Source organism: Streptomyces caniscabiei (assembly GCF_014930365.1).
GTDB classification, from domain to species: domain Bacteria; phylum Actinomycetota; class Actinomycetes; order Streptomycetales; family Streptomycetaceae; genus Streptomyces; species Streptomyces caniscabiei.
The window spans coordinates 523,078-536,188 of record NZ_JABXWI010000006.1 but is presented as its reverse complement, the minus strand read 5'-3'; the positions used below and the strand labels follow the sequence as shown (position 1 = coordinate 536,188).

Here is a 13,111-nt window from a genome sequence, read left to right as displayed (position 1 = left end):
CCCGCGAAGCCCGCGGCCGCCGCGCCCGCGCCGGCGAAGCCGAAGGCCGCCGCCCCCGCGAAGCAGGCCGCGCCCGCCGCTGCCGCCGCCGAGGGCCCGGAGCTGATCACCCTGCGCGGCCCGGCCGCCGCGGTCGCGAAGAACATGAACGCCTCCCTGGAGCTGCCCACGGCCACGTCCGTGCGCGCGGTCCCGGTGAAGCTGCTGTTCGACAACCGCATCGTCATCAACAACCACCTGAAGCGCGCCCGGGGCGGGAAGATCTCCTTCACGCACCTGATCGGCTACGCGATGGTGCAGGCCATCAAGACGATGCCGTCGATGAACTGGCACTACGCGGAGAAGGACGGGAAGCCCACCCTCGTCAAGCCGCCGCACGTCAACTTCGGCCTCGCCATCGACCTGGTGAAGCCCAACGGCGACCGCCAGCTGGTCGTCGCGGGCATCAAGAAGGCCGAGACGCTGAACTTCTTCGAGTTCTGGCAGGCCTACGAGGACATCGTCCGCCGCGCCCGTGACGGCAAGCTGACGATGGACGACTTCACCGGTGTCACGGTCTCCCTGACCAACCCCGGCGGCCTCGGCACCGTCCACTCCGTGCCCCGTCTGATGCCCGGCCAGTCGGTCATCATGGGCGTGGGCTCGATGGACTACCCGGCGGAGTTCCAGGGCACCAGCCAGGACACCCTGAACAAGCTCGGCATCGCGAAGGTCATGACGCTCACGTCGACCTACGACCACCGGGTCATCCAGGGCGCCGCGTCCGGCGAGTTCCTCCGCGTCGTCGCCAACTCCCTCCTCGGGGAGAACGGCTTCTACGACGAGATCTTCGAGGCGCTGCGCATCCCCTACGAGCCGGTCCGCTGGCTCAAGGACATCGACGCCAGCCACGACGACGACGTCACCAAGGCCGCCCGCGTCTTCGAGCTGATCCACTCCTACCGGGTCCGCGGCCACGTCATGGCCGACACCGACCCGCTGGAGTACCGCCAGCGCAAGCACCCCGACCTGGACATCACCGAGCACGGTCTCACCCTGTGGGACCTGGAGCGGGAGTTCGCGGTCGGCGGCTTCGCGGGCAAGTCCCTGATGAAGCTGCGCGACATCCTGGGCGTGCTGCGCGACTCGTACTGCCGCACCACCGGCGTCGAGTTCATGCACATCCAGGACCCGAAGCAGCGCCGCTGGATCCAGGACCGCATCGAGCGCCCGCACAGCAAGCCGGAGCGCGAGGAGCAGCTGCGCATCCTGCGCCGGCTGAACGCGGCGGAGGCCTTCGAGACCTTCCTGCAGACCAAGTACGTCGGCCAGAAGCGCTTCTCGCTCGAGGGCGGCGAGTCGGTCATCCCGCTGCTCGACGCGGTCATCGACTCGGCGGCGGAGTCCCGCCTCGACGAGGTCGTCATCGGCATGGCCCACCGCGGCCGGCTGAACGTCCTGGCGAACATCGTCGGCAAGTCGTACGCGCAGATCTTCCGCGAGTTCGAGGGCAACCTCGATCCGAAGTCGATGCACGGCTCCGGCGACGTGAAGTACCACCTGGGCGCCGAGGGCACCTTCACGGGCCTGGACGGCGAGCAGATCAAGGTCTCCCTGGCCGCCAACCCCTCCCACCTGGAGGCGGTGGACCCGGTCCTCGAGGGCATCGTCCGTGCCAAGCAGGACATCATCAACAAGGGCGGCACGGACTTCACGGTCATGCCGGTGGCGATCCACGGCGACGCGGCCTTCGCGGGCCAGGGCGTGGTGGCCGAGACCCTGAACATGTCGCAGCTGCGCGGCTACCGCACCGGCGGCACGGTCCACATCGTCATCAACAACCAGGTCGGCTTCACCGCGGCCCCCGAGTCGTCGCGTTCCTCGATGTACGCGACGGACGTGGCCCGCATGATCGAGGCCCCGATCTTCCACGTGAACGGCGACGACCCGGAGGCCGTGGTCCGCGTCGCGCGGCTCGCCTTCGAGTTCCGTCAGGCGTTCAACAAGGACGTGGTGATCGACCTCATCTGCTACCGCCGCCGCGGTCACAACGAGTCGGACAACCCGGCCTTCACCCAGCCGCTGATGTACGACCTGATCGACAAGAAGCGCTCGGTGCGCAAGCTCTACACCGAGTCCCTCATCGGTCGCGGCGACATCACCCTGGAAGAGGCCGAGCAGGCCCTGCAGGACTACCAGGGCCAGCTGGAGAAGGTCTTCACGGAGGTCCGCGAGGCCACCTCCCAGTCGGCGTCCGCCGAGGTCCACGACCCGCAGGACGGCTTCCCGGTCGCGGTGAACACCGCGATCACGGCGGAGACCGTCAAGCGCATCGCCGAGTCCCAGGTCAACGTCCCGGACCACATCACCGCCCACCCGCGTCTGCTGCCGCAGCTGCAGCGCCGGGCGGCCATGGTCGAGGACGGCACGATCGACTGGGGCATGGGCGAGACCCTCGCGGTCGGCTCCCTCCTGCTGGAGGGCACCCCGGTCCGGCTGGCCGGCCAGGACTCGCAGCGCGGCACCTTCGGCCAGCGTCACGCGGTCATCATCGACCGTGAGACGGGCGAGGAGTTCACGCCGCTGATGTACCTCTCCGAGGACCAGGCGCGGCTGAACGTCTACAACTCCCTGCTCTCCGAGTACGCGGCGATGGGCTTCGAGTACGGCTACTCGCTGGCCCGCCCCGAGTCCCTGGTGATGTGGGAGGCGCAGTTCGGCGACTTCGTCAACGGCGCCCAGACGGTCGTGGACGAGTTCATCTCCTCGGCGGAGCAGAAGTGGGGCCAGACGTCCGGCGTCACCCTGCTGCTCCCGCACGGCTACGAGGGCCAGGGCCCGGACCACTCGTCCGCCCGCCCGGAGCGCTTCCTCCAGATGTGCGCCCAGAACAACATGACGGTCGCCATGCCGACGTCGCCGTCGAACTACTTCCACCTTCTGCGCTGGCAGGTGCACAACCCGCACCACAAGCCGCTGGTCGTCTTCACCCCGAAGTCGATGCTGCGTCTGAAGGCCGCCGCGTCGAAGGCGGAGGAGTTCACGAGCGGCGAGTTCCGCCCGGTCATCGGCGACAGCTCGGTCGACCCGAACGCGGTCAAGAAGGTCGTCTTCTGCGCCGGCAAGGTCTACTACGACCTGGAGGCCGAGCGTCAGAAGCGCGGCGTCACGGACACGGCGATCATCCGCATCGAGCGCCTCTACCCCCTCCCCGGGGCCGAGGTCCAGGCGGAGGTCAACAAGTACCCGAACGCCGAGAAGTACCTGTGGACCCAGGAGGAGCCGGCGAACCAGGGCGCCTGGCCCTTCATCGCCCTCAACCTGATCGACCACCTCGACCTCGCGGTCGGCGCGGACGTCCCGCACGGCGAGCGCCTGCGGCGCATCTCCCGCCCGCACGGGTCGTCCCCGGCGGTCGGTTCGGCGAAGCGCCACCAGGCCGAGCAGGAGCAGCTGGTGCGCGAGGTGTTCGAGGCGTGAGCCTCTGACCTCCGGTCACGGCGAGGGCCCGGCCCGAGTGCTACGTCACTCGGACCGGGCCCTCGGCGTTCGCGCCGGGCGACGTCAGGGACTGTCGCGGCAGGAACGGGCGTCGATCGCGTCGGCACTCGGCCGGTAGTCGTCGATCCAGCCCGCGTCCTGGTCGGCGATGCCCGGCAGCCATGCCTCGAAGTCGCTCTTCCACTGGCTGCTCGCGACGTAGTCCTTCACGATCTCGCGCAGTCGCAGGCAGTCGGGCCGGTGCCCCTTGGGCAGACCGATACCCCAGTGCTGGGGCCCGCCCATCGTGAGTCCGGGAACCACCCTGAGCCCGTCGTCGCTGTGACGCTCCGCGAAGCCCTGGAGGATCATCTGGTCGGTGAAGACGGCGTCGACCTTCCCCTCCCTGAGCTGCTCGACGCAGTCGGAGGCGTCGAGGAGGATCTTCGCCTCGATGTCGGCGAGCTTGAAGCGCCGCAGTACGTCCGCGGAGGTACTGCCGTCCCAGGAACACACGATCTTTCCGCCCAGGTCGGTCAGCTCCTCGATGCCATCGCCTTCAGGGCCCACCAGGAACCCCTGGAACGTGGTGGCGTACGGCCCCGCGAAGTCGATCACCTTCATCCGCTCCGGAGTGATGGAGAAGCTGGCGACCACCATGTCGAGGTGGCCCTCCCGCAGCTTCGCGACGCGAGCCTCGGAGGACACATTGGTCAGCGTCACGTCGTCCTCCTCGATGTCCAGCCCCTTCATGGCCGCCCGGAACACCTCGGGATCGAATCCGTGGCGCTTGTAGTTCTCCTCGTAGGAGATGTTGGGCAGGTCGTTGTGCATGCCCACTCTGAGCTGTTCCGAGCCGAGGAAAGTGGGAGCCTGCTCGTCCGGTATGCCGCCCACCGCGAGACCGGTGGCACTGCAGACGAAGAGGACAAGCGAGGCAGCGAAGATCCAACGGGTGTTCCAGTTCATACGGTCTCCTTCAGCCGTGCAGGACGGCATCGCGGACGGTCACGTGCATCTGGCAGCCGGGGGACGTGCGGACCGTCACACGGACCTGGGCGTCCGGCCGTGACCCGCCCAGCGCGAGGTCGACCACCTCACCCGAGCGGACCCCGATGACTGGGGGCCGGCCACCGCCCGGACCGACGTCGAGAGTGGTGTCCGGGGTACAGAAGTCCGTGTCCTCGTGGGCGTCCGCGACCGAGAGGACGAGGCGCAGATGGGTGCGCGCCTGCGTACCGCGCACCATCACGTCGAGCGTCTCCCCGTCCGTCAGCGACCGGGAAGGCGAGACCGTCGTCCGGCCCTTGACGTCGACCTCCCCGTGCTCACGGAGATACTCCGCCCGCACCACCGCACCGGCGGCGAGGGCCACGGACAGCGCCGAGACGAGGGCGGCGACGGCCGCGGGGTGCCGGAAGCCCGCCACCCGTACCAGCGCGGCCGTCACCGCCACACCGAGCATCAGGCACACCCACAGCAACTGCTCGGAGGAGCCCTTCGTACGGAGCAGGGCGGTGCCGCCCAGGCCGAGGACCACCAGGAAGGGCAGCCAGTTCCAGACCCGCCAGCTCCGCGCCCCCTCGGCGGCGTCCTTGAGCGCGTCGCCCACGACCAGGCTGACCACGAGGTTGCCCAGTACCTGTCCGACGGCCGTCACCCAGCGGCCCTGTCCGAAGACGCCGGGCCGTCGGTCCTCGACGGGCTCGTCGTGGCCGCTCGTCGGGATGCTGTCAGTCGGCTGGGACATCTGCCGCTCGCGGGTCCGCCCCGAACGTGATGGTGAGATCGCGTTCGATCCGCCCCACGGCCACCGCGTGCCTCCCGCGAGCCGTCACATGGAGGTCACCGCCCCGCCCGACGCCCTCGGCCTTCGTGACCTGCGCCTCCAGGGCGGCGGCGCTCAGGTCGCCACCGGCGAGCCAGTGGCCCACGGCCGCTTCCACCAGGGCCCGCTCCTCGTCGCCGAGCCCTTCGAACACCGTCGCCGCCCCGGCGGCGTCCTCGTCCCCCGCGTCGTCCCGGCGGCGCAGGGCCGCGGCCAGGAACGCGCGGCCGCCGCGTACGGCACTGACCGCCAGCTGATCCCTGGCCGTGACGAGCACGGCCGTCCCCATCGAGGCCGCGGCCGCGCTCAGATAGGGGGACAGCTGACCGACCGCCGATATCAGTTCGGACATCTCACCGCTCCCTGAACAGGCGTACGAAATAGGGCAGTTGCCCAGAAATCGCCAGGCGCACACCATAGCCGTCGGCCGACGCGACCGAGGGGCGTCGATCGATTTCGTACGCTGTGAGCGGCACATCGACCATGTACGGACCCAGGAGAGCGAGCCATGTACTTCACCGACCGCGGCATCGAGGAACTGGAGAAGCGGCGCGGCGAGGAGGAGGTCACGTTCGAGTGGCTCGCCGAGCAGCTGCGGACCTTCGTGGACCTGAACCCGGACTTCGAGGTGCCGGTGGAGCGGCTGGCCACGTGGCTGGCACGGCTGGACGACGAGGACGAGGACGAGTAGCCACCTTTTGGGCGGGCGCGGCCGGGGCTCAGCGACAGGGCCAGGGCTCGGCGGCGGGGCCGACCTCACTCGTACGACCGGCTTCAGCCTCGCGGCCGGCTCGCTCCACGGCCGGCTTCCGTCTTGTCTCGCGGCCCGGTTCAGTCCCGTGGCCCGCTCACTCCACGGCCGGCTTCCGTCTTGTCTCGCGGCCGGTTCAGTCTCGCGGGTGGGCCAGGTCGTAGAGCAGGCCCAGGGTGCCGTGGCCGATCAGGAGGGCGCCGGCGACGAGCCAGCCGGGGCTGCGGCGGTGCAGGCCCCAGGCGGTGAGCGGGAGGCCCGCGAGGAGCTGGACGGTGGCAAGGGCGCGCGCTCTGGGGGTGCCGGCCCAGGGGAGCCACGGGCCGAGGCGGCCACGTTCGAGGGCGTCGAGTTCCGTGCGGACGGCCCCGCGCCAGCCGGTCCACTCGATGCGCTGGACCCCGGGCTGGACACGGGCGACCTCACGGAGCCGGTCGGCGGGTTCGCCCGGGGTGAGGCCCGCGGGGAGTGACATGCCCGCGCGGGTGAGGACGGCGAGCAGGCCCAGCAGGCGGGCGCGGGCGTCGGCGGCCGGGTCGGGCTCGGTGAGGTGGTCCAGCGACTCCCCGTCAAGGACCGGATCCAGCCCCAGTCGGGCGGCGAAGGTGCGCATGGCCTCGTCCTCGCCGACGGGGGTGCCGTTCGCGAGCCATACGTAGCCGACGGTGCGGCGGAATCCGGCGGCGAGCGTGTAGCCGCCGCGGTCGGCGTCCCACCACAGGGCGAGGACGGGCCACGGGACTCCGACGGCGAGGGCGGTGGCCCAGCCGGTGAGGACCCGGTCGACCAGCTCCCCGCCGTGCGACCAGGGCTTTCCCTCCGGTACGAGCGCCGTCCACTCGGGGCCGGCGGGGACGAGCAGCATGCGTTCGCGCAGCAGCTGGGCGACGGGGGCGACGGAGTCGGGATCCGCCCGGCAGAGCAGGAGCGCGCCGGGCGCGGGGGCGGGCCGGGGGTCACGGGATCCCTGGGAGCGTTCCGTCGACATGCCTCCACGCTAGGCCGATTTGTCCGGGAACATCCTGCGGGATCACCAGAACGGGTGTCTTGACTTTCCCTCACCGCGATATATCGTGAATTGCGGGAGACGCGATAGTGCGCGTCTGGTGTTCTTGTCGTGTCTTGGTCCGTCGAGGAGGTCAGCACCATGTCCGAGTGGTCCGTCGCCGAGCCGCGAAAGCTCACGTTCGACGAGCCGGTGACGGCACTGCACGTGCGCGTCGTCAACGGAACGGTGAACGTCATGGGCACCGACGAAGGTTCCGCCCGCCTGGAGGTGGCCGATGTCGAGGGCCCACCGCTTACGGTGACGCAGAAGGACGGCACCCTGACCGTGGCCTACGACGACCTGCCCTGGAAGGGCTTCCTGAAGTGGCTCGACCGCAAGGGCTGGCGCCGCAACGTCCTGGTGTCGCTCGCCGTCCCCACGGGCACCCGGGTCGAGGTGGGCGTGGTGGGTGCCACGGCCGTCGTCTCCGGGCTGGGAGGGCGTACGGAGGTGAAGGGCGTCTCGGGGGACACCACCCTGGTCGGCCTGTCGGGCCCGGTGCGCGCCACCACGGTCTCGGGAAGTGTGGAGGCACAGGCCCTCACCGGCGATCTGCGGCTCAGTTCCGTCTCCGGCGATCTGACCGTCATAGAGGGCTCCTGCCCCACGGTGAAGGCCGACTCGGTGAGCGGTGCCATCATCCTCGACCTCGACCCCATGGGCGGCCCCACCGACATCGGCCTCTCCAGCGTCTCCGGCGAGATCGCCATCCGCCTCCCCCACCCCGCCGACGCCGAGGTCGAGGCCAACACGGCCAGCGGCACCATCTCCAACGCCTTCGACGACCTCCGTGTCAGCGGCCCCTGGGGCGCCCACAAGGTCACCGGCCGCCTCGGCCCGGGCAACGGCCGCCTCAAGGCCACGACGATCTCCGGCTCCATCGCCCTCCTCCGCAGGCCCCCGTCGGAGGACCAGCCCTGGGACACCCCGGACTCCCCCGACCCGGACGCCAAGGCCGCTGACGCGAACGCCACATCCGCAGACGCGCCCGCCGACGCGACCGACGGCACGACCCCTCGCACGACCGACAAGAAGGTGCTCTGACATGCCTCCCGTCTTCGCCCACGGACGCCTGCGGCTGTACCTGCTGAAGCTGCTGGACGAGGCCCCACGCCACGGCTACGAGGTGATCCGCCTGCTGGAGGAACGCTTCCAGGGCCTGTACGCGCCCTCGGCCGGCACCGTCTACCCCCGCCTGGCCAAGCTGGAGGCCGAGGGCCTGGTCACCCACACCACCGAGGGCGGCCGCAAGGTCTACGCGATCACCGACGCGGGCCGCGCCGAACTGGCCGACCGCAGCGGCGAGTTGGCCGATCTGGAGCTTGAGATCCGGGAGTCGGTCGCGGAGCTGGCCGCCGAGATCCGGGCCGATGTCAGGGGCGCGGCGGGCGACCTGCGCCGTGAGATGCGGGCGGCGGCCTCCGAGGCCCGCAGGGGCGGCGGGGACGGGGGCCCGTCCGGAGAGCCCGGAGAGTATGCCGACAGCGAGTCCTGGCGGGTCGCGAAGGAGGAGATGCGCCGCGTCAAGCAGGAGTGGAAGGAGCAGGCCCGCCGGGCGAAGGACGAGAGCCGGCGAGCCCGGGAGGAGGCCCAGCGCGCCCGCCGCCAGGCGAAGGAAGCGCAGGAGCACGCCCGCACCCAGGCCCAGGAGGAGTTGCAGCGCATCGCCAAGCGGGTCCAGGACCACGTCCAGGACCACTTCACCCGGGGCGACTGGCCGACGGGGGTGCGCGAGGGGCTGACCGAGCTGGCCAAGGAGTTCGGCGAGTTCGGGAAGGACTTCGGAAAGGAGTTCGGCAAGGACTTCGGCTTCGGACGGCCGGGACCGGAGCCCGGCTCGACGACGGCCGGCGCGGAAGGCGGCCCGGGCCCGGGGACGACCTCGCCAAAGGGGACCGGGACAGCCACCGGCGGTGGGGAGCCCGAGTACTCGACCACCCCTGAGGACTTCCCTGCCGAGTACGAGCCCGCCTGGGTGCACGAGACCCCCACCGGCGACCCGTCCCGCGACCTCGACCGCCTGCTGGACCGCTTCCGCGACGACATCCGCGACGCGGCCCGCGACCACGGCGTGACAGAGGCCCAACTCCGTGACGCCCGCCGCCATCTGTCGACAGCGGCGGCACACATCGGGGTGATACTGCGAGCCCCCAGGGGGTGACCGGAGGACCGGCATCGGGCACCCCTCGTCGAGGGGCGCGGGGAACCGCCCGACCGTCGCGCCGCCCGGACAGCCCGCAACACCCTTCCCACCGCCGCCCCCTCCCAGCCGACTCCGACTCCCTTCAACTCAACCCGCCTTGGCCTCCCCGACCCCGTAGAGGACCCGCTCCAACGTCTCGTAGGTCACCCCATGGTCGGCGAGGACCTCGGCCGGGACTCCGGGGCGGGTGGTGAGGGCGAGGAGGAGGTGCTCGTCGCCGATGACGGGGGTCCCCCCGCGCGAGCGGATTCGAGCGTGGGGGAGGTCGCGGTGGGCGTGGGCGGTGCGCAGGGAGCGGGTGAGGACGTCCTTGGCACCGCGGGTGAAGGGACGATGCCCCGACGACCGCCGCCGTCGGCGGCCCGTCGCACCCGGTTCCAACGCTCCGACCCCGTGGGCCTCTTCGACGCGGGAGACGATCTCCGAGAGGTCGATGCCGAGACCGGAGAGGGCGTCCGTGTCCGCGCGGGAGAGGCCGCCCCGGCGCCGGGCCTCGGCGAGGGCCCGGGCGACGGAGTCGCGGCGCTCGCCCTCGGCCAGCCCGAGCGCGCCCAGGGCGAACGAGGCGCGGCTGGCCTTCCTGTCCAGCAGGGAGAGGAGCAGATGTTCCTCGGTCACCTCCCCCGCACGGGCGCGTTCGGCATGCTCGACCGCGCCCAGTACCACGGCCCGGGCATCCTTCGTGAACCGCTCGAACATCAATGCCTCCCGTACTTCTTGTGGACGGCCTGCCTGCTGACGCCGAGTTCCGCGGCGATCTCCTGCCACGACCAGCCCTGGTTGCGCGCGCTGCGCACCTGTACCGACTCCAACTGCTCCAGCAGCCTCCGCAGCGCGGCGACGGCTCGCAGTCCGACCCGGGGGTCTCGATCGCCCGCGCGCTCGGCGAGATCCGTTGCTTCGGTCATGACGTCAACCTACATTGACATGACCGGGCGCGTCAACCCTGGTTGACATGACGACGGCCGGCCCGGAGGTCCGGGCCGGCCGTCGTCACGCCGAGGGAGTCAACCCGTCAGGGGCTGGTGAGCACGATCTTGCCGAACTGGTCGCCCGACGCGAGGCGTTCGAAGCCCTCGCGGGCGCGGTCCAGCGGCAGCACCTCGTCGATGACGGGGCGGACACCGGTCGCGGCGCAGAAGGAGAGCAGATCCTCCAACTCGTCCTTGGTCCCCATGGTGGAGCCGACGACCTTGAGTTCGAGGAAGAAGATGCGGGTCAGTTCGGCGTGGGAGGGGCGATCGCCGCTGGTGGCGCCCGAGATGACGAGACTGCCGCCGGGGCGCAGGGACTTCACCGAGTGGGACCAGGTGGCGGCGCCGACGGTCTCGATGACCGCGTCGACGCGCTGCGGGAGCCGAGCCCCCGACTCCAGCGCCTCCACGGCACCGAGTTCCAGTGCCCGCTTGCGCTTGGCCTCGTCCCGGCTGGTGGCGAAGACCCGCAGGCCCGCCGCCTTGCCGAGCACGATCGCGGCGGTGGCGACACCGCCGCCGGCGCCCTGGACGAGAACGGAGTCGCCGGGGCGTACACCGGCGTTGGTGAAGAGCATGCGGTAGGCCGTCAGCCAGGCGGTGGGCAGACAGGCGGCCTCTTCGAAGGAGAGCTCGGCCGGCTTGGGCAGGACGTTCCAGGTGGGGACGGAGACGAGCTCGGCGAAGGTGCCCTGGTAGCGCTCGGTGAGGATCGAGCGGGGTTCGTCCGGGCCGACGCCGTGGCCGGACTGGCCGATCACCGAGTGCAGCACGACCTCGTTGCCGTCCTCGTCGACGCCGGCGGCGTCACAGCCGAGGATCATGGGCAACTTGTCCTCCGCGAGGCCGACTCCGCGCAGGGACCACAGGTCGTGATGGTTCAGCGAGGCGGCCTTCACCCTCACGGTCGTCCAGCCGGGCCTCGGTTCCGGCGCGGGCCGGTCGCCCAACTCCAGTCCGTTGAGCGGTTGATCACGGTCGATGCGGGCGGCGTAGGCAGCGAACATGCGCCTGACCATAGGGGGATGCCGGACCCGATGGAACCGCGAACCCCTGTGACACGCGTCCCGTCCCCCACCCACCGGGCACGGGAACGAGGGGGTGCGTCGTCAGTTCCCCGCGCCCCTAAAAGCAAAAAGCACGGGGCGCAGCCCCTGCTTTTTGAGGGGCGCGGGGAACTGCGCGACCAGCCCCCACCGGACGGACGCCGGGGGTCAAAGGGGCGCAGCCCCTTGAGGAGGGACGGGTAGGGGCGGCGGGGGCGAAGAACGCACCCCCGACCACCCCCACGGCTCAACGCCGAGCCACACCCTCCGCCCGAGCCGCCGCAGCCACCGCCGCGGTCACAGCAGGAGCAACCCGCTCGTCGAACGGCGACGGAATGACATAGTCCGCCGCAAGATCGTCACCGACCACCGACGCCAACGCCTCCGCCGCCGCGATCTTCATCCCCTCGGTGATCCGGGAGGCCCGCACCTGAAGGGCCCCCGCGAAGATCCCCGGGAACGCGAGGACGTTGTTGATCTGGTTCGGGTAGTCGGAGCGCCCGGTCGCGACGACCGCCGCGTACTTGTGGGCGACGTCCGGGTGCACCTCGGGGTTGGGGTTGGCCATGGCGAACACGAACGCGTTCTCCGCCATGGAGGCCACCGCCTCCTCCGGGACCGTACCGCCGGAGACGCCGATGAAGACGTCCGCGCCCGCGAGGGCGTCCTCCAGCGAGCCCGACAGCCCGGCCCGGTTGGTGAGTTCGGCGAGCTCGCGCTTGACCGGGGTGAGGTCCTCGCGGTCCACGGAGACGATGCCCTTGCGGTCGGTGACCGCGACGTCGCCGAGACCGGCCTCCAGCAGCATCTTGGCGATGGCGACACCCGCCGCGCCCGCGCCGGAGATGACGGCGCGCAGGTCGCCCAGACCGCGTCCGGTCAGCTTCGCCGCGTTCCGCAGGGCCGCCAGCGTCACGACCGCCGTACCGTGCTGGTCGTCGTGGAAGACCGGGATGTCCAGGCGCTCCTGGAGCCGCTTCTCGATCTCGAAGCAGCGCGGCGCGGAGATGTCCTCCAGGTTCACGCCGCCGAAGGAGGGAGCGAGGCGGACCACGGTCTCGATGATCTCGTCGACGTCCGTGCAGGCGAGCGCGATCGGCACCGCGTCGACGCCGCCGAACTGCTTGAACAGGATCGCCTTGCCCTCCATCACGGGGAGGGAGGCCTCGGGGCCGATGTCGCCGAGGCCGAGGACCGCCGTACCGTCCGTCACGACGGCGACGACCGACGACTTCCAGGTGTAGTCGTTGACCAGGTCCGGCTGCTCGGCGATGGCGGTGCACACCCGCGCGACGCCGGGCGTGTAGGCGAGGGACAGGTCGTCCTTGTCCCGGATCGGCACGGTGGCCTGCACGGCCATCTTGCCGCCGCGGTGCAGGGCGAACGCCGGGTCGAAGGAGTCGAGGGAATTGAGGGGCTCCCCGCCGCCTTCCTGGCCCGTACTGCCGTCGCTGTTGTCGGTGCGAGGATTGACAATCTCCGCTGCCACTGTGTGTACCCCTTAGGTCTGCATGGTTTGAGGGTGACCGCTCCCGGTTCGGAGGCGGGCGGGCACCGCGTAAGGCCCAGGTCACCGGTACGTACGGCGACGCCTGCGGGCTCAGACGCGACGGGCGCGCCGCACACGCGCCCTGGGCCCCGGATGAGGGGTGTAAAGAACCTTCTTACCGGACGGACGGCGCCGACGACGAGTCCATGAGACTTCATACCTTGAAGGTCACAACTCGAAGGTCAATTGAAGACGATCATGGTTGGCTCGACTCATCGACGGATGACAGGACAAGTCGGGTCACATCACGACA

12 protein-coding genes are annotated in these 13,111 nt (G+C 70.7%); 4 read left to right on the top strand and 8 right to left on the bottom strand.

The genetic code is table 11. From position 1 onward, the window contains the following. The coding region (locus HW837_RS19905; protein WP_193383458.1) for a multifunctional oxoglutarate decarboxylase/oxoglutarate dehydrogenase thiamine pyrophosphate-binding subunit/dihydrolipoyllysine-residue succinyltransferase subunit at positions 1-3,459 on the top strand (3,459 nt) is incomplete at its 5' end. 84 nt (positions 3,460-3,543) lie between these two features. Here HW837_RS19905 and HW837_RS19900 read toward each other — a convergent pair. Genes HW837_RS19900 through HW837_RS19890 form a run of 3 tightly spaced genes read right to left on the bottom strand, consistent with a single transcriptional unit; the run spans position 3,544 to position 5,639 of the window. Then, a complete protein-coding gene (locus HW837_RS19900; RefSeq protein ID WP_177261988.1) occupies positions 3,544-4,428 on the bottom strand; it encodes a transporter substrate-binding domain-containing protein in 885 nt (294 codons plus the stop codon). Positions 4,429-4,438: 10 nt separating this feature from the next. Continuing rightward, positions 4,439-5,209, bottom strand: a complete 771-nt coding sequence (locus HW837_RS19895) for a hypothetical protein (protein WP_193382675.1) — start codon at positions 5,207-5,209, stop codon at positions 4,439-4,441. Continuing rightward, positions 5,193-5,639: a hypothetical protein gene (locus HW837_RS19890; RefSeq protein ID WP_045558986.1), complete on the bottom strand. Its 447-nt coding sequence runs from the start codon at positions 5,637-5,639 to the stop codon at positions 5,193-5,195. Before HW837_RS19890 ends, HW837_RS19895 begins: the two co-directional genes overlap by 17 nt. 156 nt (positions 5,640-5,795) lie before the next feature. Here HW837_RS19890 and HW837_RS19885 point away from each other — a divergent pair, with 156 nt between their 5' ends. After that, a complete protein-coding gene (locus HW837_RS19885) occupies positions 5,796-5,978 on the top strand; it encodes a DUF6104 family protein (protein WP_003961784.1) in 183 nt (60 codons plus the stop codon). 196 nt (positions 5,979-6,174) lie between these two features. Here HW837_RS19885 and HW837_RS19880 read toward each other — a convergent pair whose 3' ends face one another. Continuing rightward, positions 6,175-7,026 (bottom strand): hypothetical protein, encoded by an 852-nt coding sequence (locus HW837_RS19880; protein ID WP_045558987.1) that lies wholly within the window; start codon positions 7,024-7,026, stop codon positions 6,175-6,177. Between the two features lie 159 nt (positions 7,027-7,185). On the opposite strand from HW837_RS19880, the gene HW837_RS19875 reads away from it, so the two are divergent. Continuing rightward, complete coding sequence (locus HW837_RS19875) at positions 7,186-8,130, top strand: DUF4097 family beta strand repeat-containing protein (RefSeq protein ID WP_078853590.1); 945 nt, start codon at positions 7,186-7,188, stop codon at positions 8,128-8,130. Between the two features lies 1 nt (position 8,131). Continuing rightward, the gene (locus tag HW837_RS19870) at positions 8,132-9,247 is read left to right on the top strand and encodes a PadR family transcriptional regulator (RefSeq protein ID WP_045558989.1); all 1,116 of its coding nucleotides are present in this window, start codon (positions 8,132-8,134) and stop codon (positions 9,245-9,247) included. A 129-nt stretch (positions 9,248-9,376) separates the two neighbouring features. Here HW837_RS19870 and HW837_RS19865 read toward each other — a convergent pair whose 3' ends face one another. The 4 genes from HW837_RS19865 to HW837_RS19850 form a co-directional block, all read right to left on the bottom strand. Next, positions 9,377-9,988, bottom strand: a complete 612-nt coding sequence (locus tag HW837_RS19865; RefSeq protein WP_045558990.1) for a Clp protease N-terminal domain-containing protein — start codon at positions 9,986-9,988, stop codon at positions 9,377-9,379. Then, positions 9,988-10,197, bottom strand: coding sequence for a helix-turn-helix domain-containing protein (locus HW837_RS19860; RefSeq protein WP_007384656.1), 210 nt, complete (start codon positions 10,195-10,197; stop codon positions 9,988-9,990). The genes HW837_RS19865 and HW837_RS19860 overlap by 1 nt, the downstream gene beginning before the upstream one ends. Before the next feature lie 107 nt (positions 10,198-10,304). Continuing rightward, the gene (locus HW837_RS19855) at positions 10,305-11,270 is read right to left on the bottom strand and encodes a zinc-binding dehydrogenase (RefSeq protein WP_060883326.1); all 966 of its coding nucleotides are present in this window, start codon (positions 11,268-11,270) and stop codon (positions 10,305-10,307) included. Between the two features lie 286 nt (positions 11,271-11,556). Continuing rightward, on the bottom strand, positions 11,557-12,798 hold the full coding sequence (locus tag HW837_RS19850; RefSeq protein WP_045558992.1) for an NAD(P)-dependent malic enzyme: 1,242 nt from the start codon (positions 12,796-12,798) through the stop codon (positions 11,557-11,559). Between the last annotated feature and the right edge of the window lie 313 nt (positions 12,799-13,111).

Excerpts from the sequence above, each read along its gene's own strand:
- HW837_RS19855 (WP_060883326.1), bottom strand. The coding sequence starts at position 11,270 with ATGTTCGCTGCCTACGCCGCCCGCATCGACCGTGATCAACCGCTCAAC.
- HW837_RS19860 (WP_007384656.1), bottom strand. The coding sequence starts at position 10,197 with ATGACCGAAGCAACGGATCTCGCCGAGCGCGCGGGCGATCGAGACCCC.
- HW837_RS19865 (WP_045558990.1), bottom strand. The coding sequence starts at position 9,988 with ATGTTCGAGCGGTTCACGAAGGATGCCCGGGCCGTGGTACTGGGCGCG.
- HW837_RS19870 (WP_045558989.1), top strand. The coding sequence starts at position 8,132 with ATGCCTCCCGTCTTCGCCCACGGACGCCTGCGGCTGTACCTGCTGAAG.
- HW837_RS19885 (WP_003961784.1), top strand. The coding sequence starts at position 5,796 with ATGTACTTCACCGACCGCGGCATCGAGGAACTGGAGAAGCGGCGCGGC.
- HW837_RS19895 (WP_193382675.1), bottom strand. The coding sequence starts at position 5,209 with ATGTCCCAGCCGACTGACAGCATCCCGACGAGCGGCCACGACGAGCCC.
- HW837_RS19880 (WP_045558987.1), bottom strand. The coding sequence starts at position 7,026 with ATGTCGACGGAACGCTCCCAGGGATCCCGTGACCCCCGGCCCGCCCCC.
- HW837_RS19890 (WP_045558986.1), bottom strand. The coding sequence starts at position 5,639 with ATGTCCGAACTGATATCGGCGGTCGGTCAGCTGTCCCCCTATCTGAGC.
- HW837_RS19875 (WP_078853590.1), top strand. The coding sequence starts at position 7,186 with ATGTCCGAGTGGTCCGTCGCCGAGCCGCGAAAGCTCACGTTCGACGAG.
- HW837_RS19900 (WP_177261988.1), bottom strand. The coding sequence starts at position 4,428 with ATGAACTGGAACACCCGTTGGATCTTCGCTGCCTCGCTTGTCCTCTTC.